Below are 25,116 nucleotides of genomic sequence, written 5' to 3'. Positions count from 1 at the left end.
CGTCGGCGTGTGGAGGGAGCGCCCGCCGCGCGAGAGCCCGCCGACACCAGGCGCCCCTGCCAACGCCCCACCGGCACACAGCACCGCCGTGAACGCCTCGCCGGCACGAGGCGTCGTGACGAAGATGTAAGGACAACAGCTCTTTACGTCATGCGGGCCTCGTGCCAGCCTTCAACCTTCCGGCACGATCTCTGTCGCAAGGAGGGGTCCGGATGGGAGCCATCGCGCGGCGAACCGCGCTGCGAGCCGCGGTCCTTGGAGCGGGATCCGCGGCGCTCGCAGGCTGCGGGAGCGCGCTCGATCCACGCGGGGACGCGGGTGGGGACGTGGCGCTGACCGTCGCCACCAACGCCGTCTCGGGCGGCAAGAACGCCGACGAGGCGGACTGGATCGAGAAGTGGGTCATCCCCCGTTTCGTGGCGCGGCAGAAGGCCAAGGGCGCGGACGTCCGCGTCGAGTTCCTGCCCAGCGGCGTCGACGACGAGCAGTACAAGACCAAGCTCGCCCTCGATCTCAAGGCCCAGGCGGGCCCCGACATCATGGGGCTCGACGGCATCTGGGTCGGGGAGTTCGCGCAGGCACGGTACATCGCACCGCTGCGTGAGGTGGCCGGCGACGGCATGGCCGACTGGGAGGGCTGGCGGCAGATCAGCCCGAAGGTGCGCTCGCTGGCCCGCTTCGAGGACCGGCTGTACGGCATACCCGCGGGCACGGACGCCCGGGTCCTCTACTTCCACAAGCCCCTGTTCCGCAAGGCCGGGCTGCCCACCGACTGGCGCCCCGCGAGCTGGCGGGACGTCCTCGACGCGGCCCGCGAGCTGAAGCGGCTGGAGGGCGTCACCCCGCTGCAGATCAACGCGGGTACCGCCATGGGCGAGGCCACCACCATGCAGGGGGTGCTGCCGCTGCTGGCGGGCGCGGGCGGCTGGGTGTCCAAGGGGGACAGGTGGTACGGCGACACCCCCCAACTCCGCGCGGTGCTGGGCTTCTACCGTGACGTGTACGGAAGCGGTCTGGGCGATCCGCGGCTCCAGCAGGAGGCCAAGGGGCGCGACAAGTCCTTCGAGCGGTTCGCCGAGGGCAAGCTCGGCATCCTCGCCGAGGGAGACTACTTCTGGCGGGACGTGATCGCTCCCGAGACGGGAACCGCCGCCATGGAACGCCGGGACAACGATGTCGGATACGCCCTGTTCCCGGCCCGCGCGCCCGGCGAAGGCCTCGGCGGCCGTGACCACGTCAGCCTCTCCGGCGGCGCCGTCCACGTCCTCAACCCGCACACCCGCCACCCCCGGGCCGCCTTCGCACTGCTGACCGCGCTGCACTCCGCGGCGGCGCTCAGGGCCCGGCTCGGCGACAGCGCGATGATCACCGAACGCGACGACGTCAACGACGTGGTCCTCGACCAGGACCCGATGCTCCGCTTCTGCGCCGAGGCGGCGCTCCCCGTCACCACCTACAGGCCCCCGCTCGCCGCCTACACCGCGGTCTCCCTGGCGCTTCAGGAAGCCACGGCGCAGGTCGTCGCGGGCAAGAGCCCGGGCCAGGCCGCGCAGGCCTACCGCGAGGAGCTTTCGGAGGTGCTCGGTGGCAGCGACCACGTCATCGGCTGAGACCGCCACCCAAACGGGTGAACAGAGCCCGGACGGGCACGGCGGCGAACCCGAGCGGGACGCGGCCGGGCTGGGCCGCCGCAGGGCCGCCGCCTTCGTCGCCCCGGCGCTCGTCCTGATCGCGCTCTTCCTCGTGCTGCCCGCGGTCTGGACGCTGTACCTGGGCGCCACCGACTACCGGCTCACCGGCATCCCCGCCATCGACCCCGCCTTCGTCGGCCTGGACAACGTCACCAAGGCCCTCGGCGACGACGACTTCCTGCACTCTCTGTGGCTGACCCTGCTGTTCGTTCTCGGCTCCGCCGTCATCGGCCAGGCCGGACTCGGCTTCGCCCTCGCCTGGTGGATGCGGGAGCGCACGGGCTGGCTCAAGACCACCCTCGAAGCGCTCGTCATGCTGGCGTGGATCCTGCCCAGTTCGGTCGTCGCCTTCTTGTGGATCGCCTTCCTCGACCGCGACGGCGGCACGCTCAACACGCTGCTCCACACCCCGGGCGCCGCCTGGCTGCTGGACCATCCGATGCTGTCGATCGTCGTCTACAACATCTGGCGCGGCAGCGCCTTCTCGATGATGCTCTACAGCGCCGCTCTCGGAAACGTGCCCGCCTCCCACCTGGAGACCGCGCGGCTCGCCGGGGCGAGCGGGTGGCAGCAGCTGCGCGACGTGGTCTTCCCCCGCATCCGCGGGCACGTCCTGACGAACCTGCTGCTGATCAGCCTGTGGACGTTCAACGACTTCACCCCCTTCCTGATCACCGCAGGCGGGCCCAACGGAGCGACCGAGACCCTGCCCGTGCACATCTACAAGACCGCGCTCGGCAGCGGTGAGCTCGGTTACGGCGCGGCCCTCTCCTTCCTGATGCTGCTGATCAACCTCGTCGTCGCCGTCGTCTACCTGCGCCTGCTCGGACAGAAGAACAAGGCGCGCCGGAGCGGGAGGCGCAGGTACGCGGCGCGCGGCAGCGCGGGACCCACGGGCCAGGACACCGCCCCCGCCGCCCCGCACGCCGACGCGCCGGCCGGGAAGGAGGAGACCGCATGAGTGCTGCGACCCCACGGCGCGCCGCGGACGGCCGCGACCCGGTCCGCGCACTGCTGCGCGGCGTCGGCGCCTATCTGCTCGTCGCCCTGACACTGGCCTTCTTCGCGCTGCCGATGCTCTGGCTGGCCAGCGCGCCCTTCGACAGGCGTCCCGGCATCACCGCCTCGCTGCCCGACTTCACCCTCGCCAACTTCGCGCGGCTGTGGGACAACCCCAACGCGGTCAACTCGCTGGCCAGCTCGCTCGTCCTGGCCGTCGGCAGCGCCGTGCTCGTCGTCGCGCTCTCCGCGCTGGCCGCCTACGCGCTCAGCCGGGTCCACATCCGCGGCCGCGACGGACTGCTGTACGCGCTGCTGCTGCTCTCCTCGATCGTGACCGGCACCGCCGCGATGGTGCCGATCTTCCTGCTGGCGGCCGAACTCGACCTGGTCGACAGCTACCTGGGCGTCATCCTCGTGCTGACCGGTGGGCTGCTGCCCGCGGCGATCTTCATTCTCAAGGACTTCATGGACACCACGCCCCGCTCCTACGAGGAGTCGGCGCGGGTCTTCGGCGCCTCACCGCTGCGCGTCCTGCGGGACGTGGTCGTGCCCGTCGTACGGCCGGGCCTGGCGACGGTGGGGGTGTGGACGGTCGCCCAGGTGTGGGGCAACTTCCTGATTCCGTTCCTGCTGCTGCGGTCCCCGGACAAGTCGCCCGCCGCGGTCGTCATGTACACCTTCTACACCGAGGGCGGCCAGCCCGACCTGGCTCTCATCTCCACCTTCTCGCTCCTGTACTCCCTGCCGGTCGTGCTGATGTTCCTGTTCGTCAGCCGCCGCTACGGATTCCGTTTTCACGGAGGGATCAAGGCCTGATGGCAGACATCATCCTGAACCGGCTCGCCAAGGTCTATCCCGGGGGCGTGCGGGCGCTCAGCGATCTCGACCTGACCGTGCGGGACGGCGAGTTCTTCGCGCTGCTCGGCCCCTCCGGATGCGGCAAGTCGACACTGCTGCGCACCCTCGCGGGCCTTGAGGAGGCCACCGGGGGCAGTGTCCACATCGCCGGGCAGGACGTGACGGCGCTGCCGCCGGGCGACCGGGACATCGCCATGGTCTTCCAGGACTACGCCCTCTTCCCGCACATGACGGTCCACGAGAACATCGCCTATCCGCTCAAGATCAAGAAGGTGGGGAAGGGCGAGCGCGCGGCCAAGGCCCGCGAGACGGCCGACGAGCTGGGCCTGGGACACCTGGGGGAGCGCAGGCCGGGGCAGCTCTCCGGAGGCCAGCAGCAGCGCGCCGCGCTGGCCCGCGCCATGGCCTGCCACCCGCGTGTCTTCCTCTTCGACGAGCCGCTGTCCAACCTGGACGCCCGGATGCGTCTGGAGGCGCGCACCTTCTTGAAGAAGCTCCAGCGTGAGCTGGGCGTCACCACCGTCTTCGTCACCCACGACCAGGCCGAGGCGCTGGCCATGGCCGACCGTGTCGCCGTCATGGAGAGCGGCGCACTGCGCCAGGTCGGCACGCCCACCGAGGTGTTCCGCCGCCCGGCCAGCACGTTCGTCGCCTCGTTCATCGGATCGACACCGATGAACCTGCTCGACGGCGAAATGGTGGCGGGCGGCGGCGCGGTGCGCGTCGCCGGATGCGAACTGCCGGTGCCCGACAGCGCGCGGGCGCACGTCGAGGAGGGCGGCAAGGTCGTCTACGGGGTCCGCCCCGAGTACCTGCGGTGGTCCGAGCGCGCCGTCGACGCCGCGCTGAGCGGCACCGTCTCCGTCGTGGAGAACCTGGGCAGCGCCCACCTGGTCACCCTGGAGTGCGACGGCGGGCTCAGCGTGCAGGCCGTCGTCCCCGAAGAACACGAGCCGGCCCTCGGCGCGCGCGGCTGGGCCGTGCCCCGCGAGGACCGCGCGCTGCTCTACCGCGACGGCGAACTCGTCGGCGCCACCCCCGCCGAGGTGCCCGCTTGAGCGCCTCGGAGCAGGTGCACCGCGGCACCTGGACGATGGAGGCGCGCGCCGAGAACGTCCTGCGCACACTGCCCGTCGAGGTCGGCACCGATGCCGGCGCCCTCACCGTCACGCTGGCCTACCCGCGCCGGGCCGGCGTGCTCGACCTCGGACTGCTCGGCCCGGGCGGCGACTTCCGCGGCTGGTCGGGCGGCGCGCGGGACACCTTCACCGTCACGGAGACCTGGGCCACCCCCGGCTACCTGCCAGGCCCCCTGACGGCCGGCACCTGGCAGGTGCTGCTGCGGCTGCACCGGGTGCCGCCCGAGGGGCTGCCGTACGAGGTGCGGGCGCGGACCGGATCGCGCGCCCCCGCAGCGCCCGTGACCGCGGTGCCGCCTCCCCTCGCCGCGGGGGAGCGCAGGCCCCGGCACAGCGTGCCGGACCTGGACGGCGCCACCTGGCGCGCGGGCGACCTGCACGCCCACACCGTGCACAGCGACGGCGCCCTCACCCTGGACGAACTGGCCAGGTCCGCGGCCGCCGAGGGGCTGGACTTCCTGGCCGTCACCGACCACAACACCGTCAGCCACCACCCCTGGCTGGCCGCGGCGGGCTCCCGGCACGGCGTCACCCTGCTGCCAGGGCAGGAGGTCACCACGGATCTCGGCCACGCCAACGTGTTCGGCGACACCGGCTGGATCGACTTCCGTGCCCCCGCCCACGCGTGGCTCGCGCAGGCGGAGGCGGGCGGCGGCGTGCTGTCCGTCAACCACCCACTCGCCGACGACTGCGCCTGGGAACTCACCTTCGTGCGGCGGCCCCGCCACGCCGAGGTGTGGCACCACACCTGGGCCGACCGGCGGCACGGCGCCCCGCTCGCGTGGGCGCGGGCCTGGCGCGACGACGTGATCCCGCTGGGCGGCAGCGACTTCCACGACCCCGCCCACGGCCGCCCCCTCGGCGCCCCCACCACCTGGGTGCTGTGCGAGGACGACGGCGCCGACGGGGTGCTCGGCGGCCTCGCCGCGGGACGCACCGCCGTCTCCGCCGCTCCGGATGCGCCCGTCCTGCTGCGGTACGGCGATCAGCTGCTGGCGCTGGACGCCGACCGCACCGTGCTCGTGCGGCCCGACGGGCGGCGCCTCGTCGTACGGGGCGAGACCGTGTGGCTGCCCGCGGCCGTAGAGGGCCTCCACCGGCTGGAGACGCACGCGTGCGAGGTGATCGCCCTGTGCACGTGAGCCCTGTGCATGTGAGCCCTGTGCACGTGAGCCCTGTGCCCGCGAGCCCGGCCCCGCCCCGCACCGTTTCCGGTGGGCCGTCGTCCCCGCCCACCAGCCGCACCCCGGCCCCGAAAGGCACCCATGCACGTCCGCACAGCCAACGCCCCTGTCTCCTACGGGATCTACAGCCCCGACACGGCGCCCCTCGCCGCCGACGAGCTGCTGGCGGCCTTCCGTACGGCCGGGTACGCGGGGACGGACAGCGGCCCCCTCGGCTACCTCGGTGAGGGCGGGGCCCTCGCGCGACGCCTGGCCGCCCACGGACTGCGGCTGGCGGGCGGCTGGGCCGACCTGCGCTACGGCGGCGACCGCGACGACTTCGCCGCCGACCTGCGCACCCTGGACCGCACGCTCGACACCTTCGCCTCGGTGCCGGTGGACGACGAGGTCTTCGCCCCGCGCCCCACCCTGGCCTGCCCCGCACATCCGCGGCGCTTCGCGGCGCCGGGCACCCCCGTCGATCCGGCGCTGGGACTCACCGACGCGGAGTGGGAGCCGTTCGCCGCCGACGTGCAGGCGGCCGCCGACCGCTGCCGGGAGCGCGGCCTGGAGCCGGTGTTCCACCCGCATCTGGGGACCGTGGTCGAGACGCCTGAGGAGACGCGCAGGCTGCTCTCCCGCACGGACGTCTCCCTCTGCCTGGACACGGGCCACTGGTGGCTGGCGGGCGGCGATCCCGCCGAGGCGGTCGCCGAGTGGGGGCCGCGCATCCGCCAGGTCCACCTCAAGGACGCCGACCGCCGGGCGCTCGCCCGGGTGCGTAGCGCGGGCGGCGACCTGCGGCGTGTGGTCGCCGAGGGCGGGTTCCGCGCGCTGGGCGAGGGGGAGATCGATCTCGCCGCCGTCGTGGCGGCGCTGCGCCGCACCGGCTACGCGGGCTGGCTGGTCGTCGAGCAGGACGCACCGCCGACCGGCCAGGACCTCGACCGCATCGCCGCACACCAGTCGGCCAACCGCCGGCTGCTCCAGGAAGAAGGGCTGTGACCATGACCGTCTCCTCCGCACGGGACCGGCTGCGGATCGCCGTCGCCGGGCTCGGTGCCATCGCGCGCACGGCCCACCTGCCGCTGCTCGAACGCAGACGGGACCTGTTCGAGGTGACCGCGCTGTGCGATCTGTCGCCCGGCGCGCTGGCGGACGTGGGCGCGCGGTACGGCGTACCCGAGAAGGACCGGCACGCGAGCACCGAGGCGCTGCTGGCCGGCGGCGGCTTCGACGCCGTGCTGCTGCTGACGTCGGGCTCGCACGGCCCCGCGGCCGAGGCGGCGCTCCGCGCCGGGTACGCCGTGCTGTGCGAGAAGCCGCTGGCCTTCACCCGCGCCGAGGCGGACCGGATCGCGGAGGCGGAGCGTGCCCAGCGGCGCGGACCGCGGCTGATGGTGGGCTACATGAAGCAGTACGACCCGGCCGCGCGGCGGCTGGCCGCGCTGCTCGGCGAGGCGGGCGGAGCCGATGCTGTCCGCTCCGCCGAGGTGTGCGTCCTGCACCCCACGGGCGGCGACCAACTCGCCTTCGCCCGGCTGCCGGCCCCCTACGACGACCTCGACGCCGAGGCGCCGGCGGCGCTGAAGGCGCGGGACGCCGCGTTGACGGACGCGGCGCTCGGCGGCGGCGCCACCGAGGCGACGCGCTCGCTCTACCACACCGTCCTCGGCTCCATCAGCCACGACCTGTCGCTGCTGCGCATGGTGACCGGCGCCCCGACGAGCGTGGAGCTGGCCGAGACGTGGGGTGCCTCGGCGGCGGGCCCGGGCTCCGTGGAGCTGTCGGGCGGGCTGCCCGGCGGGGCGCGGTACTCGATCCGCTGGCACTTCCTGCCCGCACACGCCTCCTACCGGGAGACGTTCGCGCTCCACCACGAGACCGGCAGCCTGCACCTCGCCTTCCCCTCGCCCTACCTGATGAACGCACCGACGGTGCTGACCGAGACGGCGGCGGGCGCGGGCGAGGGCCCGCACGCCGAGCGCCGCGCCGAGTACAGGTCGGTCACCGAGGCGTTCGAGGAGGAACTCGCCGCCTTCCACGCCATGGTCACCGACGGCACCCCGCCCCGCACCGGAGCGGCCGGGGCCGCCGAGGACCTGCTGACCGCCCAGCGCGCCGTTGCCGCGTACGCGGCCCGCCACCAGCTCCCCTGCGCAGGAGAGGCAGCATCCGCATGACCGACACACCCAGGGCGGGGGACGAACTCGTCATCGTCCCGCACACCCACTGGGACCGCGAGTGGTACCTGCCCTTCCAGCGGTTCAGGCTCCAGCTCATCGGGCTGCTCGACACGGTGCTGGAGCGGATGGCGCAGGACCCGCGGCAGCGCTTCACCCTCGACGGACAGGCCGTCGCCGTCGACGACTACCTCCAGGTGCGGCCCGAGCAGCGCGAGCGGCTGACCGGCCTCGTCAAGGAGGGGCGGCTGGCGGTCGGGCCCTGGCAGATCCTGCTGGACGAGTTCCTGTGCTCGGGCGAGAACATCGTCCGCAACCTCGAACGCGGGCTGCGGCGCAGCGCGGACATGGGCGGCGCGATGCCCGTCGGCTACCTGCCCGACATGTTCGGGCACTGCGCCCAGATGCCGCAGATCCTGCGCGGCGCGGGGCTCGAACACGCCTGCGTGTGGCGGGGCGTGCCGGCCGCCGTCGAGCGCCACGCGTTCGCCTGGAGCGCGCCGGACGGCACCGCGATCCGCACCGAGTACCTGGCGGCGGGCGGCTACGGCAGCGCGGCCGGGCTCTTCGACGACCCGGGCCAGGTCGCCGAACGGGCGGGCGCCATCGCCGCCAAGCTGCGCCCCTGGCGCCCCGACGGCTCCCCGATCCTGGCCATGTACGGCTCCGACCACACGGCACCCGCCGCGGACCTCGCCGACCTGCTGGAGCGGCACAACGCGGCGGACGAGCACGTCACGCTCCGGCTGGCCACTCTGGCCGAGTACTTCGCAGCCCAGCCCACCCACCTGGAGGGGCTGCGCGCCGTCCACGGGGAGCTGCGCAGCCACGCGCGGGCCAACATCCTGCCCGGCGTCTTCTCCGTCCGCGCCCCGCTCAAGCAGGCCATGGCGCGGGCCGAGCGCGCCGTCGAGCGCTACGCCGAGCCGCTGGCGGCGCTCTGGTTCGACGGCGCGGCCGAGCGCTTCCTCCAGATGGCCTGGGACCGGCTGATCGAGGTGTCCTGCCACGACTCGGTCACCGGGTGCGGCTGCGACGAGACCGCGCAGCAGGTCGCGGCCAGGATCGCCGAGGCGGAGCAACTCGGGCTCGCCGTGCGCGACATGGTGGCGGGCCCGCTGGCCGCCCGGCTGCCGCACGACGCCCACCTGCTGCTCAACCCGACGCCGGCCCACCGCACCGACCTGGTCGAGCTGGACGTGGCGGGCGAGGGCCCCGTCCAGCTGATCGACGCGGACGGCACCGTCTTCCCCGCGCAGCGGCTCGCCTCCGCGCCGACGCTGCTGGCCGACGACACCGTCCCCGCCGAGCGGCTGCCCACCGTGCTGGCCAGGGTGCACGGCAGCGAGCTGTACGGGCAGGAGATCACCGCCTGGCGCCTGGAGCCCGAGCGGCGGCTGCTGCACTTCACCGTGGCCCGCAGGAGCGAACTGCCCTTCGACATCGCGGCGGTCCGCGAGGCGCTGGACCAGGCGCGGCCCGAGGGCCCCTGGCGGGTCGTCATCGAGGCCGAGCCCCGGCAGCGGGTGGCCGCGTTTGTCACGGCGCCACCGCTGGGCCACACCGCCGTGCGCGCCGTCCACGGGCCCGGGCCCGACGGCCCCGTGCCGCACGGTGTCCGCGCCGAGGGCGGCCGGGTCCTGGACAACGGCCTGCTGCGGGTGGAGATCGCCGAGGACGGCACCTTCGCCGTGCGCGGCGCCGACGGTGTCACGCTGGCGGGCGCCGGACGTGTCGTGGACGGCGGCGACCTGGGCGACACCTACAACTACGCGCCGCCCGCGCGCGACGTCCTGGTGGAACACCCCGAGGAGGTCACCGTCCGCCCGGCCGGCGAAGGTCCGCTGACCGGCGCCTTCGAGGTCGAACGCCGCTACCAGTGGCCGAAGGCCGGGGACTTCGCCGCGGACGGCCGCACGCCGGACACCGAGCCGACGACCGTGACGACCCGTATCGAGGTGCGCGCCGGGGAGCGGTTCGCGCGGCTGTCCTTCTCCTTCGACAACCGCAGCGACGACCACCGCGTCCGCATGCACGTTCCCCTGCCGCGCCGCGCCGAGGTGTCGTACGGGGAGGGGCAGTTCGCCGTCGTCGAGCGCGGGCTGAGCGCGGAGGGCGGTTTCGGCGAGGAGCCGCTGCCGACCTTCCCCGCCTCCGCCTTCGTGGCCGCGGGGGGCGCCGCGCTCCTGCTGGAACACGCCACCGAGTACGAGCTTCTCGGCGGCGGCGGGGAGCTGGCCGTGACGCTCCTGCGGCCGACCGGGCAGATGTCGCGCAACCGGCACGTGTGGCGCGACGAGCCCGCCGGGGGCGAGTTCGCCACCCCGCAGGCCCAGTGCCGGGGGCTGCGGACGGTGACGTTCGGCCTGCTGCCGTACGCGGGGGAGTGGCACGAGGCGGGCGTCCACGCGGCGGCCGAGGCCTTCCGGCATCCGCTCATGCCCCTGCACGGCACCGGTCAGGGCGCGGCCGCACTGCCCGCACCGGGTCAGGGACTGAGCGTGGCGGGCGAGGGCGTCGTCCTCACCTCGGTGCGGGAGCGTGAGGGCGGTCTTGAGGTCCGGGTCGTCGCCCAGACGCCCCGCCCGGCGGCGGCCGTTCTCTCGCTGCCAGGACTGCGGGCCGTCGAGCGGTGCGACCTGCTCGGCCGGGCCACGGCGGCGGGCGAGGCCCCAAGCCTGGATGGGGAGAGCGCCACCGTCGCGCTGCGCCCGTGGGAGATCGCCACCGTCCGGCTGGAGCGCTGAGAGCGCCCGGGAGCCCCTGCCCCGCCGACGGCGCCCTGGAGGACCGGGTGCATCATTCCGTTATGCCCAATTCGCGCCGCTATGTACCCTGAGTGGAGCACGGACGTTCCCCAGGCAGAGGGAAGGCGGATTCATGGCTGCGGTCGGCGGAGTGCCCTGCTGGGTGAGTCTGATGACCCCCGATCAACGGGCCGCCGAAGAGTTCTACGGACCCGTGCTGAGCTGGACCTTCCAGGCCTACTCCGACGGCCCCGACTCCCGCATCGCCACGGTGGACGGACAGCCGGTGGCCGGCTTCAACCAGCTGGCCGAGGGCGCGGGCCCCGAGGCCGAGCGCTGGTCGGTGTACTTCCACGTCGAGGACGCCGACGTGGTCGCCGAGCGCATCGCCGAGCGCGGCGCCACCGTCGCGGTCGGCCCGCTGCGCACGGGCGGCGGCCGTGCCGTCATCGCCGCCGACCAGTGGGGCGCGCCGTTCGGGCTCTGGCAGGGCGACGGGCCCGCCTCCTGGGGCGTGGGCACGGGCCCGGCGCCCGCGTGGCTCCAGCTGCACACCCGCGACGCCTTCGCCGCCGCGGTCTTCTACGGGGAGATCTTCGACTGGATGGACGACCCCAGCCACGGCGTCACCTATGAGGAGCAGTACGACGAGATCGTCGTCAGGGTGGAAGGACATCCGGTGGCCGGGCTGCGGGGCGGCGCGCTGGAGTCGCCGCCGGACCCCAGGATCCGTACGCGGTGGGAGCCGTACTTTCGGGTACCCGATCTTGACGCGGCGGTCGACGCCGCGGAACGGGAGGGTGGCGAGGTCGTCACGCCGCCCAGGGAAGGGCCTCTGGGACGGACGGTGACTCTCCGTGACCCCAAGGGCGCCTCCTTCTGTCTGCTCAGCACGTAAGGAGCACACCATGCAGGAGAACGACAAGAACGGCCCGATCCAGGACGACGAGGCCAAGAAGCGCCTCCAGGGCGACCTGCGTTCCAACCGCGAGGAGGGGCGTGAGATGGAGCCGTCGGCCGAGGACCAGCCCGAGGCCGACCGCGACCCCCGCGCCCTGCGCACCGGCGGCACGCCCGCCGGGATGAGCTCGCGTGACGTGGAACTGCGCTCCGAGATCGCCCAGCACCTGGGCCGCCACCTGTACCCGACGGGTCGCGAGGAGGTGCTGGACACGCTCCGGGCCGAGCACGCGCCCGACCGGCTCGTTCAGCTGGCCGAGGGCCTGCCCGGCGACACCCGGTACGTCAACGTGCAGGAGCTGGTGGAGGCGCTGGGCCTGCACACCGAGGCGCACCGCAGCTGACAGCGGCCCGGGCGGCCGCCCCGGGCCGACCCCCGACCGCCCGGGCCACCGCGGCCCGGGCGGTGAACCGCGCGCGGCACGTACCACCCGTTCGGGGGGACATGCGGACCCGCTTCGGCGGGCAACGGGGAGCGATGAGCATTTTGCAGGACGTCGAGAGCAGGATGGAACGGATCTCCACCTCGCTGTGGGGGCTGCTGCGCCGCAGGGGCGGTGCGGAGCCCGTCGAGGTGGTCGGGATGCTGCGCCGTGCGTGCGACACCAACGCGGTGATCGTCGGCCGGGGCCGCACCGTGGTGCCCAACTCCTTCGTTCTGGAGCTGCCCGTCGACAGCTACGCCCGGCTGGAGGGCGAGGCGTCTGCCGTGGGCGAGCGCCTCGCCTCCGAGGTGCGGCGGCACGCGGCCCAGCGGCACTTCAGCTTCGCGGGGCCGGTCGCCGTCCGGCTGCGGCCGCCCAGGGATGGCCACGAGCCGGTCCGCTACCGCCTCCACAGCAGCATCACGCCCCGCCCCTGACGGCACCCGGCGGGAAGAGCGCACACATCCGAACACGGATGCGCGTCCCCGCCATTGACACCCCGTGACCCCCTCCCTACTGTCACCCTCGCGATTTCGAACGACTGACGAAATATCGAACACGTCGGCGCCGCGACTTCGGAGCGGCAGCGAGTGACAGGGAGCGGCTCTCGTGCGTATCACCGGCATCAGCACCCATGTGGTCGGCACCCCGTGGCGGAACCTGACCTACGTGCAGGTCCACACCGACGAGGGGCTCACCGGCGTCGGCGAGACCCGGATGCTGGGCCACACCGACGCGCTGCTCGGCTATCTGCGCGAGGCCGAGGCCAACCACATCGCGGGCTCCGACCCGTTCCGCACCGAGGATCTGGTGCGCCGCATGAAGTACGGGGACTTCGGGCGGGCCGGCGAGATCGTGATGTCCGGCATCGCCTGCGTCGAGACGGCCTGCTGGGACATCAAGGGCAAGGCACTGGGCGTGCCCGTCTGGCAGCTGCTGGGCGGCAACGTCACCGACAGCGTCAAGGCGTACGCCAACGGCTGGTACACCACCGAACGCACCCCCGAGGCCTACCACCGCGCCGCCAAGGACGTCATGGCCCGCGGCTACCGCGCCCTGAAAATCGACCCGTTCGGCACAGGCCACCTCGAACTCTCCCACCAGGACACGCGCTACGCCGTCTCGCTCATCGAGGCGGTCAGGGACGCCATCGGGCCCGACGCCGAGCTGATGCTGGAGATGCACGGACGCTTCGCCCCCGCCACCGCCGTGCGGCTGGCCCGCGAGATGGCGCCGTTCCGGCCCGCGTGGCTGGAGGAGCCGGTGCCGCCGGAGAACCTCAAGGCGCTGGCCAAGGTCGCCGAGAAGGTCGAGACACCGGTGGCCACCGGCGAGCGCATCCACGACCGGATCGAGTTCCGCGAACTGTTCGAGAGCCAGGCCGCCGACATCCTCCAGCCCGACCTGGGCCACCTCGGCGGCATCGCCGAGGCCCGCAAGCTGGCCGCCACCGCCGAGACCCACTACATGCTGCTGGCCCCGCACAACGTCGGCGGCCCTGTGCTGACCGCCGCCAGCCTCCAGGTCGGCTTCGCCACCCCCAACTTCAAGATCCTGGAGCACTTCAACGACTTCGCCGACGCCGAGATCCAGCAGGTCGTCAAGGGCGCGCCCCGAGTCGATCCCGAGACCGGCTGCTTCGCCCTGAGCCACGCCCCGGGACTCGGCGTCGAGTTGGACGTCGAGGCGGCGGCCGCCTTCCCGCAGCAGCGCGCCCACTTCGACCTGTGGGCCGAGGGCTGGGAGACGCGGAACCCCGCCGGCGGCACCAGGTGAGCGGGGGCACCGCCGTCCTTCTCGACGCGCCGGGCACCGTCCGCCTCGCCCCGCACACACCGCGCCCACCCGGCCCTGGCGAGGCCCAGGTACGGGTGCACGCGGCCGGGATCTGCGGCAGCGACCGCGAGCTGTACCTGGGCAGCCGCCCCGCACCGTACGCCCGCTACCCCGTCACGCCGGGACACGAGTGGTCGGGCACCGTCGCCGAGGTCGGCGCGGGGGTGCCCGAGCCGCTGGCGGGCCGCAAGGTGGTGGGGGAGGGGTTTCGCAACTGCCAGGTGTGCGCGCGCTGCCGCACCGGCGAGACCACGCTGTGCGCGGCCGGGTACGCCGAGACGGGCTTCACCGAGCCAGGGGCCATGGCCCCCACCCTCACCCTGCCCGCACGGCTGCTGCACTTGCTGCCGGACGAGGCGGATCTGGACGCCGCCGCGCTGCTGGAGCCGGCCGCGTGCGTGGCCGCCGCCGCGCTGCGCGCCGGGGTGCGTCCCGGCGACCGGGTGGCCGTCGTGGGGGACGGCACGCTCGGCATGCTGGCGCTCGGGCTGCTGGCGGCAGGGTCGCCCGCCGAGCTGCTGGCGACCGGGGCGCGGCCCGAACGCGCCGCGCTCGCCACCGCGTTCGGCGCCACCGGCTACCGGCACCACCAGGAGACCGACGGTCTCGGCGGCTACGACGTCGTCGTCGAGGCGGCGGGCGCCGCCGGTTCCGCACGGCAGGCGGCCGGGCTGCTGCGGCGCGGCGGCCGGCTCGTGCTGACCGGCCTGCCACCCGCGGCGGGCCCCGGGCTCGATCCGGCCGCGCTCGTCCTCGCGCAGACCGAGGTGCGCACCGTCTTCGGGGCGCCGCCCGCCGCCTGGGCGCACGCCGTGCGCGCGTTCGCCTGCGGGCTGCTCGATCCGCTGCCGCTGGTCACCCACAGGATGCCCCTGCGCGACTACGAGAAGGCCGTCGCCCTGGCCGGCGACGGCGGCCCGGCGGTCGGCAAGGTCCTGCTCCACCCCTGAACCAGACGAACACCCTGACGCCTACGACCCCTCTGCCTCCTCTCCGCCTCCTCTCCGCCTGCTCGAAGGAGCCCGTGTGAGCACCACCGTCCGCCATCCCGGCGAACCCGCCCTCACCGCGCTCGGGCTGCCCGCGCCCGAGCCCGAACCCGCCGACACCTCCCCGCACACCTTCCCCGACGGGGGCCTGTGGCGCACCGAGGTGCCCTCCTGCGAGGGGCCCGAGGCGCTGGCCGTCGTCCTGGAGGAGTCCGCACGCCTCGACGTGCCCCTGCACCGCATCAGCCAGGGCAGCGGCATCTGGATGCTCACCGACGCGGAGATCACCGAGATGGTCGAGGCGTGCGCCGCGCACCGGATCGAGCTGTGCCTGTTCACCGGGCCGCGCGGCACCTGGGACACCGGGGCGGCCACCCGCACCGAGTCCGGCGGCGCCGGGCTGCGGGCGCGCGGGCACAGCGCGCTCGCCGGCTGCGTCGAGGACGCCGTGCGCGCCACCGAACTGGGGGTGCGCTGCCTGCTGGTGGCCGACGAGGGCGTGCTGTGGACGCTGCACCGCGCCCGCGCCACGGGCGTGCTGCCGCCCGAGGTGACGCTGAAGGTCTCGGCGCTGGTCGGCCCGGTCAACCCCGCCTCGTACGCCGTCCACGAGCGGCTGGGCGCCGACTCGCTCAACGTGCCCAGCGACCTGACCCCGGGCCACCTCACGGAGATCCGCCGGGTGAGCGCGGCCCCGCTGGACCTGTACATCGAGGCGCCCGACGACCTCGGCGGCTACGTGCGGATGTACGAGCTGGCCGAGCTGATCCGGCGCGGCGCACCGCTCTACCTGAAGTTCGGTCTGGCCAAGGCGCCCGGCGTCTACCCGTCGGGGCGGCACCTGCGCGAGACGGTGCTCCAGACGGCGCGCGAACGGGTCCGCCGCGGCCGGCTCGCCCTCGACCTGCTGGCCCGGCACGGCGCCGACGGCGGTATGTCGCCGCTCGGCGCCCGGCTGCCGGGCGACCTGCACCGCTTCCCGCACGACGCGGAGCGATCCCGGCCCGGCCGGCGCACCGCGCACGCCGAGTCCGAGGAAGGGAACTGACCATGCGCACCCGCAGACGCCGCGTCGCCGCTTGTGCGGTGCTGGCGGCCGCACTCGTCGCCGGACTGACCTCCTGCGGCCAGGAGGCCCGCGGCGGCAGCCGCTACCAACCCGACAAAGGCAAGGGCGGCACCGTCGGCATCGCCATGCCCACCAAGTCCTCCGAGCGGTGGATAGCCGACGGCAAGAACATGGCCAAGCAGTTCCGCAAGGCCGGGTACAAGGCCGACCTCCAGTACGGCGACGACAAGGTCGAGAACCAGGTCGCCCAGATCGAGAACATGATCACCAAGGGGCACCGGCTGCTGGTCGTCGCCGCCATCGACGGCTCGGCCCTCACCCACGTCCTGACGCGGGCGGCCGAGGCCCACATCCCCGTCATCTCCTACGACCGGCTCATCCTGGGCACCGAGAACGTCGACTACTACGCCTCCTTCGACAACGAGCGCGTCGGCGAACTCCAGGGCCAGTACATCCTCGACCGCCTGGATCTGACCAAGCCCGACCCCGACGCCGACGAGCGCCACACCATCGAGCTGTTCGCCGGATCGCCCGACGACAACAACACCAAGTACTTCTGGAACGGCGCGATGAAGAAGCTGAAGCCGTACTTCGCGACGGGCCAGCTCGTGGTGCGCAGCAAGCAGACGAAGATGAACCAGGCCACCACCCTGCGCTGGGACGGCGGTACCGCGCAAAAGCGCATGGACGACCTGCTCAGCAAGAACTACGGCAGCACCGACGTGGACGCGGTGCTCTCCCCCTACGACGGCATCTCCATCGGCATCATCTCCGCGCTCAAGAGCGCCGGGTACGGCACCAAGCGGCATCCGCTGCCCGTCGTCACCGGGCAGGACGCCGAACTGGCCTCCGTGAAGTCCATCGTGGCCGGCGAGCAGACCCAGACCGTCTTCAAGGACACCCGCAAGCTGGCCAAGCAGGCCGTCCAGATGGGCGACGCCGTCCTCACCGGAAAGAAGCCCGAGGTCAACAACACCACCGACTACGACAACGGGAAGAAGGTCGTCCCCGCCTACCTCCTCAAGCCGGTCTCCGTCGACAAGAAGAACACCCAGCTCCTGGTCGACGAGGGCTACTTCACCAAGGAGCAGCTGCGGTGAGCCCCGCCGAAGTGGGACCCGTCCTTCAGATGCGGGGCATCACCAAGACCTTTCCCGGCGTCACCGCGCTGTCCGACGTCAACCTGACCGTGCGCCCCGGCGAGATCCACGCGGTCTGCGGCGAGAACGGCGCGGGCAAGTCGACGCTGATGAAGGTGCTCAGCGGCGTCCACCCGCACGGCAGCTACGACGGGGAGATCCGCCTGTTCGGCGAGCCGGTCGCCTTCAAGGACATCCGCGCCAGCGAGACCCGCGGCATCGTCATCATCCACCAGGAACTCGCCCTCGTTCCCTTCCTGTCCATCGCGGAGAACATCTTCCTGGGCAACGAGCAGCGCACCGGCAGGCGCGGTGTCGTGGACTGGAACGCCACGCTCCAGCGGGCCACCCACCTGCTTGGGCGCGTCGGACTGCGCGAGAACCCGCAGACGGCCGTCGCCGACATCGGCGTGGGCAAACAGCAGCTGGTGGAGATCGCCAAAGCCCTGTCCAAGGAGGTGAAGCTGCTGATCCTGGACGAGCCGACCGCCGCGCTCAACGACGAGGACAGCGCGAGCCTCCTCCAGCTCATCCTGGAACTGCGCGACCAGGGCATCGCCAGCATCGTCATCTCGCACAAGCTGGGCGAGATACGCCACATCGCCGACACCGTCACCATCCTGCGCGACGGCCGCACCATCGAGACGCTGACCGTGCGGGAACATCCCGCACAGCCCGCCGAGTTGTCCGAGGACCGCATCATCCGCGGCATGGTCGGCCGCGACCTCGACCACCGCTTCCCCGATCGCACCCCCTACGAGGGCGACCACGCCACCGCGCTGGAGATCGAGGGCTGGACGGTGCGCCACCCGGTCGACCACCAGCGCAAGGTGGTCGACGACGCGTCGCTGACCGTACGGCGCGGTGAGATCGTCGGCATCGCCGGGCTGATGGGCGCAGGACGCACCGAGCTGGCCATGTCCGTCTTCGGCCGCTCCTACGGCCTGTACGAGGCGGGCACGCTGCGGGTCGCCGGCCGCCAGGTACGGGCGAAGACCGTGCCGGCGGCGATCGAGGCGGGCCTCGCCTACGTCACCGAGGACCGCAAGCGCTACGGCCTCAACCTGATCGACACCATCAACCGCAACATCTCGCTGGCGTCACTGCCCGGCATGGTGCGGCGCGGTGTCGTCGACGAGCACCACGAGCGCTCCGTCGCCGAGCGCTACCGCACCTCCATGAACATCAAGGCGCCCACCGTGCACGAGCAGACCGGCCGGCTGTCCGGCGGCAACCAGCAGAAGGTCGTGCTCAGCAAGTGGATACACGCCGACCCCGACGTGCTGATCCTGGACGAGCCGACCCGGGGCATCGACGTGGGCGCCAAGTACGAGATCTACACCGTCATCGACGCTCTCGCAGCCCAGGGGAAGGCCGTGCTGTTCATCTCCTCCGAACTGCCCGAACTGCTGGGCATGTGCGACCGCATCTACACCATGGCCGAGGGCCGGCTGACCGCCGAGATCGCGCGGGCCGACGCCGGCCAGGAGGTCCTCATGCGCCACATGACCCGTCAGCAGCCCGCCGCCGGCGCCCGGAACAGAGACTGAGGCCCGCCATGACGACCACCACCCGCTCCCCGCACTCCGACACACCACCCCAGCAGCCGTCCGCCGCCCGCTCGGCCGGCGCGGTGCTGCTGGAGAACATGCGCGGCCACATGCGCCAGTACGGGATGCTCACGGCGCTGCTGCTCATCGTCGTGCTGTTCCAGATCTGGACCGACGGCACGCTGCTGCTGCCCAACAACGTCTCCAACCTGATCCAGCAGAACGGCTACATCCTCATCCTGGCCATGGGCATGATGATCGTCATCATCGCCGGGCACATCGACCTGTCCGTCGGCTCGCTGGTGGCCTTCGTCGGCGCCATGGCCGCGGTGATGATGGTCAAGGGCGGCATGCCCTGGGGGCTCGCACTGGCGCTCTCGCTGCTGATCGGCGCGGTAGCCGGCGCCTGGCAGGGCTTCTTCATCGCCTACGTCGGCATCCCGTCCTTCATCGTGACCCTCGCCGGAATGCTGCTCTTCCGCGGCCTGACGCAGATCGTGCTGGAAGGCCGCTCCCTGTCCCCGTTCCCCGGCGGCTTCCAGAACCTCGCCAAGGGCTTCATCCCCGAAATGGGCCCCTACACGCAGTACCACAACCCGACGCTGGTGATCGGGCTGGTCGCCCTCGTCCTGCTCCTGCTGCGCGAACACCGCGACCGCAGGCGCCAGTTGGCGTACGACCTCGAGGTGCTGCCGACGGGGCTGTGGGTCGGCAAGTGCGTGGCCCTCGCCGCCGCCGTCATCGCCTTCACCCTGACGCTCGCCAGCTTCCACGGCGTGCCCGTCGTCATGCTGGTCATGGGTGCGCTGCTGATCGGTCTCGGCTACGTGATGCGCAACGCCGTGGTCGGCCGGCACGTGTACGCGCTCGGCGGCAACAAGGCCGCGGCGAAGCTGTCCGGGGTCAAGGACCAGCGCGTCACCTTCCTCGTGTTCGTCAACATGGGTGTCCTCGCCGCGCTCGCCGGATGCGTCTACGCGGCCCGGCTCAACGCCGGCACCCCGCAGGCGGGCCTCAACTTCGAACTGGAGGCCATCGCGGCCTCCTTCATCGGCGGCGCGTCCATGAGCGGCGGCGTCGGCACGGTGATGGGCGCCGTCATCGGCGGACTCGTGCTGGGCGTGCTCAACAACGGCATGTCGCTGGTCGGCATCGGCACCGACTACCAGCAGGTCATCAAGGGTCTGGTGCTGCTCGCCGCGGTCGGCTTCGACGTCTGGAACAAGCGCAAGGCAGGACGCTGACGCCCGCAAGCTCCCCCCAGCCTCCCCCGGACGGAGTCCGGGGAAGGGACCCGTTTCGGAAGGGGGCGGGGCGGGGAAGAGGAATCCTCAGCCCGCGAAGGGGGGTTGGGGCAGGCCCCGCCCCGCGTCCGGCAGGACGAAGAGCGAGCCGTCCAGCGCCGAGGGGGAGACCAGCCCGGCGCGGGCCGAGGTGATGTAGAGGTCGGTGAGTCCTGCCCCGCCGAACGCGCACGCGGTGGGCCGCCGGACGGGCAGCTCGACGACTCTCTCCAGCGTCCCGTCCGGTGCGTAGCGCCGCACGGCCGCGCCGTCCCACAGCGCCACCCACACACAGCCGTCCGCGTCGACGGTCAGCCCGTCGGGGAAGCCCGCGCCCTCCTCGACCACCGCCAGCGGGCGGACCCCCGTGACCAGCCCGTCCTCGCGCACGTCCCACACGTCGACGCGGCGGGTCGGGCTGTCCACGTGGTACATGCGCGTGCCGTCGGGGCTCCAGCCGGTCCCGTTGGAGACGGTCACGTCCGCCAGGACGGTGGTCGCCGTGCCGTCCCCGGCGAGCCGCAGCAGGGTGCCACCGCCCGGCTTCTCGTCGTAGTGCATCGTGCCCGCCCACAGTGCGCCGTCCGGGCCGACGGCGGCGTCGTTGCCGCGCCGCCCGGCGACCGGGTCGCGCAGCAGCCAGGTGAAGCGCCCCTCAGCGTCGTACGCGCCGATCCCGTCCCGCAGGTTGACCACCAGCCCGCCGCCCGCGCGCGGTTTGGCGGCGCCCACGTGCGCCTCCGTCGCCAGCACGGTGCGCCGGCCGTCGGCGGGGTCGTAGGTGTGCACGCGGGCGCCGAGGATGTCCACCCAGAGCAGGCGTGCACTCGCCGCGTCCCAGGTCGGTCCCTCGCCCAGCTCCGCGTGGGCCCGCAGCACCGTCGCCACACTCATCACAGCCCCCTGTGTCCCAGCCGTTCGGACAGCCGCGCGGCGCCGCTCCTGGCCAACTCCTCCAGCTCGGCCCGGCGTTCGTCGCCCCACCTGACCAACGGTACGGACACCGACAGCGCGGCCACCACCCGCCCGGAGCGGTCCCGTACCGGCGCGGCCACACAGCTGACGTCCGGATTGGACTCGCTCTCCTCCACTGCCGTGCCGCGCGCGGCGACACGTTCCAGCTCGGAGCGGAGTACGGCCGGGTCGGTGATGCTGTGCGGTGTCATGCCGTGCAGCTCGGCGCCCTCGGGGACACACGCGGCCAGTTCGTCGGGTGTCAGGCACGCCAGCAGCATCTTGCCGACGGCCGTGCAGTGCGCGGGCAGCCGGCGCCCCGCGGCCGAGACCATCCGCACGGCCTGGGTGGAGTCGACCTTGGCGATGTAGATGACGTCGGCGCCCTCCAGGATCGCCACGTGCACCGTCTCCTCGCAGGTCTGCGCCACCGACCGGGCGACCTGCTGGCCCTCGGCCGCCAGATCGAGCTGTTCGGCGTACCGGCTGCCGAGCTGGTAGGGGCGCACCCCGAGCCGGTAGTGGCCCGGCCTGCCGGGCACCGGCACCAGGTAGGAGCGGGCGGTGAGCGTGGCGACCAGCTCGTGGACGGTGGTGCGCGGCAGTTGCAGCCTGCGCACGATGTCCGGAGCGGTGAGCGTGCCGTCCCCCTCCAAGAACAGCTCCAGAATGTCCAGCGCCCGGGTCACAGCGGGCACGAGCCGCCCCATGGAGGTCTCCTGTTCGTCCTGTTCGCTCTGTTCGAGATTTCAACACCGAGTCGAAGTCCCGAACAGTGTAGCGAGCGCGACGGCCCGGCACAGGGCGCGTCGCGGGGCCAGGGCGGCCGCGGACCCCGCGCGCCCGGGAGCGCACCCGTTCACCGCGCACCCGGAGGTGTACGAAGCCGCCCCGCGGTCCACCCGGAAGGCATGAGGCACGCCAACCAGGACCCCGATCCCGACCCGGACCGCACCCCTGGACTGGAGCGCGGTGGACAGGTACCCCCAGGGGAGACCCCGCCAGCGGAAGGCAGCATGTCCGAGGCGGGCCCGCTGGAGACCCACAACCCGGCCAAGGGCTGGAGCAAAGGCCCCCTTGTGCTGATCGCACTCGTGGTCGTCGTCTTCCTCGTCTTCTTCATCGGCTACCTCGTGGGCCTGTAGCCGCAGCCGCAGCCATAGCCGCGGGTGGCGGGCGGTGCCCGCGGCGAGCCGGAGGAGGAAAGGTTTCTAGGGGCGGGCGAGGGTGCACAGGGCCCCGTGGGGGTCGCTCAGCGTGACCCGGCTCGCCCCCTCGATGTCCTCCGACGGCGCGAGTACGGTGCCGCCGTGGCGTTCGGCCGCTGCCGCCGCCTTGCCCGGGTCCGCGGCGCGGAAGGTGACGTCCCAGCGAGGCCGGGCCTTCGGGTCGGGATCGCCGGGGCTGGCGCCGGCCCGCAGACAGGCGTGCGGCCAGCGCTCCGGCTCCCTGGGCCAGCCCAGCACGGCGCTGTAGAAGTCCAGCGCGGTGCCCGGGTCGGCAGTGCGCAGGCACAGTTCCGCGGGAGCCTCACCGGCACCCACGCTCCACTCGGGCGGCGCCGAGCCCTGCCACAGCCCGAACGCGGCACCGCACGGGTCGGAGCCGAGGACCGTGCGGCCGTTGCCGAAGTCGACGGGCCCTACGGCCACCGTGCCGCCCCGCTCGCTCATCAGCTCCGCCGCCCTGTCCGCGTCCTCGACCAGGAAGAAGACCGTCCAGCGCGCGGGCAGGCCGCGCGCCGCTGCGGCCTCGTTCAGCCCCGCGACCGGCTGCCCGGCCGCGGTCGCCACGCGCGCCTCGGGAGCCAGTGAGCCGCCCTCGAACGACCAGCCGAGCACCGCGCCGTAGAACTCCTCGGTGGCCTGCCGGTCGTCCGTGGTCACACTCACCCAGCAGGCGGTCCCTGATCGCTCGTTCATCTCGTCCTCCCGGCCTTCTCGCCCCACACGGCGGCGGCGGCCGAAGCGGCCGCCGCGAGGCGGCCGGGTGCCCTGCCGCGCCGTGGACAAACGCCCGCCGCGTGGCGCTCCTCGCTCACCGTGCGTGGGTTCCCCGGCTACCCACCGCAAGCGGGCGCGACCTGCGAAGATGCCGTGCGGCGTGGTGTGTGTCACGGTGAAATGGGCCGCTGCTGATGCTGCGGCGACCGGCCCTGATCCTGTCCGGAAGCGGACTGGGGGATCGCTTCTCGCCCCTCTTGCACAGCACCCATGTGAGACGTGGGAGTGAGCAGCTCATGGACACCACACGGTTCCGCACCACCGAGGACCGCACCACGTCGGCCGAGGAGCCGTCCCGGGAGAGACAGGGGACGGACGGCGCCGAGGCAGCCACCACGCGGTCGAGGACCGCTGTCGATACCGCCGCGTCCCCTGCACCCCGTCGTACCCATCACGACGCCCCCGACACGGCAGCCGACTTCGCCGAACTCGTTCACCTGCCCGACGGGCCCGAACGCCGGCGGCTCCAGGACTGCGTGGTCACCGCCTGGCTGCCGATGGCGCACCGGCTCGCCCGCAAGTTCCGCAACCGCGGCGAGTCGCTCGAAGACCTCGAACAGGTCGCGGCGCTGGCCCTGGTCAAATCCGTCGAGCGGTACGACCCCGCCAGGGGCAACGCCTTCGAGACCTTCGCCATCCCCACCATCTACGGCGAACTCAAACGGCACTTCCGCGACAACATGTGGGAGATCCACGTCCCCCGACGCGTCCAGGACCTGCGCAACCGGGTACGGGCCAGCCTGCGCGAACTGGAGCTGACCAGCTCGGGGCGCTCGCCCACCGTGGCCGAGCTCGCCGCGCACGCCGGGCTCTCCGAGGAGGACACCCTGGCCGGCATGGAAGCCCTCCAGTGCTTCAACTCGCTCTCCCTCGACGCCCCCGTCTCCGCGGAGGCCGCCGGGGGCGGTGACGCCGCCGGCGACGGTGCCATCTGCCTCATGGACACCCTCAGCTCCGACGAGAGCGGCTACGACCACGTCGTCGACCGCGAAGCGGTGCGCTCCTGCCTGTGCCGGCTGCCCGAGCGCGAGCAGCGCCTGTTGTACCTGCGCTTCTTCGGGGAGCTCACCCAGTCCCAGATCGCCCGCCGCCTCGGCGTCTCGCAGATGCACGTCTCGCGCCTGCTGACCGCGGCGTGCCGGCGCGTCCGCGAGGAGATCGAGCAGGAGGAGGCCGCTGACCCGCCCCGCGCCGCGGCCTGACAGGCCCGGGACGCGGAGCCTGCCGGGGTACCCGCACCGGCGGCAGGCCCCACTGGACGGGAGGAGACCCGTATGCGCACCGCCCCCCGACGCCCGCAGGCCGTCGTCTTCGACGTGCTGGAGACGCTGATGCGGCTGGAGCCGCTCGGCGACCGGTTCGAGGAGATCGGGCAGCCGGCGGCCGCGCTCCAGCCGTGGTTCCTGCGCGTCCAGCGTGACTGCATGGCGCTGGCGCTCAGCGGCGAGGTGTTCGGCCCCTCGACGTTCCTCGACGCCGCCCGCCAGGCCCTCCGAGTGGAGAGCGGCCAGTCGGTCTCCGAGGCGGAGATCGAGCACGTGCTGAGCGGCTTCCCCCGGTTGCCGGCCCACCCCGACGCGCTGCCCGCGCTGCGCCGGCTGCGCGAGGCCCGAGTGCGGGTGGGCGCGCTGACGGTCGGCGACGCCGAGGTCACCCGCGCCTTCCTGGAGCACAACGGGCTCGCGCCCCATGTCGAGCAGGTCGTCACCGCGGCCGAGGCGGGCGCCTGGAAGCCGGCCCCCGAGGTCTACCACGCGGCGGCGGAGCGTGTGGGGGCTCCGCCCGCGGCCACCGCGCTGGTGGCGGTGCACGCCTGGGACTGCCACGGCGCCAACCGCGCGGGCCTCCTCAGCGGCTGGTGCGCCCGCCTGGAGGGACGGCACAGCGCGATGTTCGCCGACCCCGACGTGGTGGGCGAGGCCCTCGACCAGGTGGCCGAGGGCCTGTTGGGGCTTCCCGCGCCGGGCACGCGGTGAGCGGCCCCGCCCGGAGGCGAACCGCGCCCGGCGCCCGGTGAGCCGACGCCTCGCCCGTCCGACGCGTGCGGGGCGCGCTCCAGCCTGTGCGGTGTGGTCGCACAACCGGTTGCTCGTGGGAGACAACCGTCGGTTGTGCGCCTCTAGGA

General features: G+C 73.1%; 23 protein-coding genes. 20 read left to right on the top strand and 3 right to left on the bottom strand.

Features of this window, described 5'->3' with window-relative positions:
- The first annotated feature begins 212 nt into the window (after positions 1-212).
- From MMF93_RS06345 to mmsB, 17 genes are all read left to right on the top strand, one after another.
- Positions 213-1,610, top strand: coding sequence for an extracellular solute-binding protein (locus MMF93_RS06345; protein WP_242750094.1), 1,398 nt, complete (start codon positions 213-215; stop codon positions 1,608-1,610).
- Positions 1,585-2,652 carry a carbohydrate ABC transporter permease gene (locus MMF93_RS06340; RefSeq protein WP_242750093.1) on the top strand — a complete coding sequence of 356 codons (1,068 nt, stop codon included), beginning with the start codon at positions 1,585-1,587 and terminating at the stop codon, positions 2,650-2,652. The genes MMF93_RS06345 and MMF93_RS06340 overlap by 26 nt, the downstream gene beginning before the upstream one ends.
- Complete coding sequence (locus tag MMF93_RS06335) at positions 2,649-3,509, top strand: carbohydrate ABC transporter permease (RefSeq protein WP_242750091.1); 861 nt, start codon at positions 2,649-2,651, stop codon at positions 3,507-3,509. The genes MMF93_RS06340 and MMF93_RS06335 overlap by 4 nt, the downstream gene beginning before the upstream one ends.
- A complete protein-coding gene (locus MMF93_RS06330) occupies positions 3,509-4,609 on the top strand; it encodes an ABC transporter ATP-binding protein (protein WP_242750090.1) in 1,101 nt (366 codons plus the stop codon). Before MMF93_RS06335 ends, MMF93_RS06330 begins: the two co-directional genes overlap by 1 nt.
- On the top strand, positions 4,606-5,832 hold the full coding sequence (locus MMF93_RS06325; RefSeq protein ID WP_242750089.1) for a CehA/McbA family metallohydrolase: 1,227 nt from the start codon (positions 4,606-4,608) through the stop codon (positions 5,830-5,832). Before MMF93_RS06330 ends, MMF93_RS06325 begins: the two co-directional genes overlap by 4 nt.
- A gap of 123 nt (positions 5,833-5,955) precedes the next feature.
- Positions 5,956-6,858, top strand: a complete 903-nt coding sequence (locus MMF93_RS06320) for a sugar phosphate isomerase/epimerase family protein (RefSeq protein ID WP_242750087.1) — start codon at positions 5,956-5,958, stop codon at positions 6,856-6,858.
- Between the two features lie 2 nt (positions 6,859-6,860).
- Positions 6,861-8,036 carry a Gfo/Idh/MocA family protein gene (locus MMF93_RS06315; RefSeq protein ID WP_242750085.1) on the top strand — a complete coding sequence of 392 codons (1,176 nt, stop codon included), beginning with the start codon at positions 6,861-6,863 and terminating at the stop codon, positions 8,034-8,036.
- Complete coding sequence (locus MMF93_RS06310) at positions 8,033-10,783, top strand: glycoside hydrolase family 38 N-terminal domain-containing protein (protein WP_242750084.1); 2,751 nt, start codon at positions 8,033-8,035, stop codon at positions 10,781-10,783. Before MMF93_RS06315 ends, MMF93_RS06310 begins: the two co-directional genes overlap by 4 nt.
- 133 nt (positions 10,784-10,916) lie before the next feature.
- The gene (locus MMF93_RS06305; RefSeq protein WP_423835362.1) at positions 10,917-11,681 is read left to right on the top strand and encodes a VOC family protein; all 765 of its coding nucleotides are present in this window, start codon (positions 10,917-10,919) and stop codon (positions 11,679-11,681) included.
- A gap of 10 nt (positions 11,682-11,691) precedes the next feature.
- Complete coding sequence (locus MMF93_RS06300) at positions 11,692-12,087, top strand: DUF2795 domain-containing protein (RefSeq protein WP_242750082.1); 396 nt, start codon at positions 11,692-11,694, stop codon at positions 12,085-12,087.
- Positions 12,088-12,221: 134 nt separating this feature from the next.
- The gene (locus MMF93_RS06295; RefSeq protein ID WP_242750081.1) at positions 12,222-12,605 is read left to right on the top strand and encodes a DUF3662 domain-containing protein; all 384 of its coding nucleotides are present in this window, start codon (positions 12,222-12,224) and stop codon (positions 12,603-12,605) included.
- Positions 12,606-12,777: 172 nt separating this feature from the next.
- Complete coding sequence (locus MMF93_RS06290; RefSeq protein ID WP_242750080.1) at positions 12,778-13,944, top strand: mandelate racemase/muconate lactonizing enzyme family protein; 1,167 nt, start codon at positions 12,778-12,780, stop codon at positions 13,942-13,944.
- Complete coding sequence (locus MMF93_RS06285; RefSeq protein WP_242750079.1) at positions 13,941-14,954, top strand: zinc-dependent alcohol dehydrogenase; 1,014 nt, start codon at positions 13,941-13,943, stop codon at positions 14,952-14,954. The genes MMF93_RS06290 and MMF93_RS06285 overlap by 4 nt, the downstream gene beginning before the upstream one ends.
- Before the next feature lie 76 nt (positions 14,955-15,030).
- Positions 15,031-16,041 (top strand): hypothetical protein, encoded by a 1,011-nt coding sequence (locus tag MMF93_RS06280; RefSeq protein WP_242750077.1) that lies wholly within the window; start codon positions 15,031-15,033, stop codon positions 16,039-16,041.
- Positions 16,042-16,043: 2 nt separating this feature from the next.
- Positions 16,044-17,162 (top strand): multiple monosaccharide ABC transporter substrate-binding protein, encoded by a 1,119-nt coding sequence (gene chvE / locus MMF93_RS06275; protein ID WP_242750076.1) that lies wholly within the window; start codon positions 16,044-16,046, stop codon positions 17,160-17,162.
- On the top strand, positions 17,159-18,751 hold the full coding sequence (mmsA, locus tag MMF93_RS06270) for a multiple monosaccharide ABC transporter ATP-binding protein (RefSeq protein ID WP_423835361.1): 1,593 nt from the start codon (positions 17,159-17,161) through the stop codon (positions 18,749-18,751). The genes chvE and mmsA overlap by 4 nt, the downstream gene beginning before the upstream one ends.
- Positions 18,752-18,759: 8 nt before the next feature.
- On the top strand, positions 18,760-19,995 hold the full coding sequence (mmsB, locus tag MMF93_RS06265) for a multiple monosaccharide ABC transporter permease (RefSeq protein ID WP_274709429.1): 1,236 nt from the start codon (positions 18,760-18,762) through the stop codon (positions 19,993-19,995).
- Between the two features lie 87 nt (positions 19,996-20,082).
- Here the strand turns inward: mmsB and MMF93_RS06260 are convergent, their stop codons facing one another.
- The gene (locus MMF93_RS06260) at positions 20,083-20,928 is read right to left on the bottom strand and encodes an SMP-30/gluconolactonase/LRE family protein (RefSeq protein WP_242750074.1); all 846 of its coding nucleotides are present in this window, start codon (positions 20,926-20,928) and stop codon (positions 20,083-20,085) included.
- A complete protein-coding gene (locus MMF93_RS06255; protein ID WP_242750072.1) occupies positions 20,928-21,698 on the bottom strand; it encodes an IclR family transcriptional regulator in 771 nt (256 codons plus the stop codon). Before MMF93_RS06255 ends, MMF93_RS06260 begins: the two co-directional genes overlap by 1 nt.
- Before the next feature lie 201 nt (positions 21,699-21,899).
- Here MMF93_RS06255 and MMF93_RS06250 point away from each other — a divergent pair, with 201 nt between their 5' ends.
- Positions 21,900-22,133 carry a DUF6480 family protein gene (locus tag MMF93_RS06250; protein WP_242750071.1) on the top strand — a complete coding sequence of 78 codons (234 nt, stop codon included), beginning with the start codon at positions 21,900-21,902 and terminating at the stop codon, positions 22,131-22,133.
- 66 nt (positions 22,134-22,199) lie between these two features.
- On the opposite strand, the gene MMF93_RS06245 is transcribed toward MMF93_RS06250, so the two are convergent.
- On the bottom strand, positions 22,200-22,910 hold the full coding sequence (locus MMF93_RS06245) for a VOC family protein (RefSeq protein ID WP_242750070.1): 711 nt from the start codon (positions 22,908-22,910) through the stop codon (positions 22,200-22,202).
- 317 nt (positions 22,911-23,227) lie between these two features.
- On the opposite strand from MMF93_RS06245, the gene MMF93_RS06240 reads away from it, so the two are divergent.
- Positions 23,228-24,193 carry a SigB/SigF/SigG family RNA polymerase sigma factor gene (locus MMF93_RS06240; protein WP_242750069.1) on the top strand — a complete coding sequence of 322 codons (966 nt, stop codon included), beginning with the start codon at positions 23,228-23,230 and terminating at the stop codon, positions 24,191-24,193.
- A gap of 72 nt (positions 24,194-24,265) precedes the next feature.
- Complete coding sequence (locus tag MMF93_RS06235) at positions 24,266-24,967, top strand: haloacid dehalogenase type II (protein WP_242750067.1); 702 nt, start codon at positions 24,266-24,268, stop codon at positions 24,965-24,967.
- Positions 24,968-25,116: the final 149 nt, after the last annotated feature.

This window comes from Streptomyces tubbatahanensis (genome assembly GCF_022699385.1).
Lineage (GTDB): Bacteria > Actinomycetota > Actinomycetes > Streptomycetales > Streptomycetaceae > Streptomyces > Streptomyces diacarni.
This window is presented reverse-complemented; position numbering and strand designations above follow the sequence as displayed.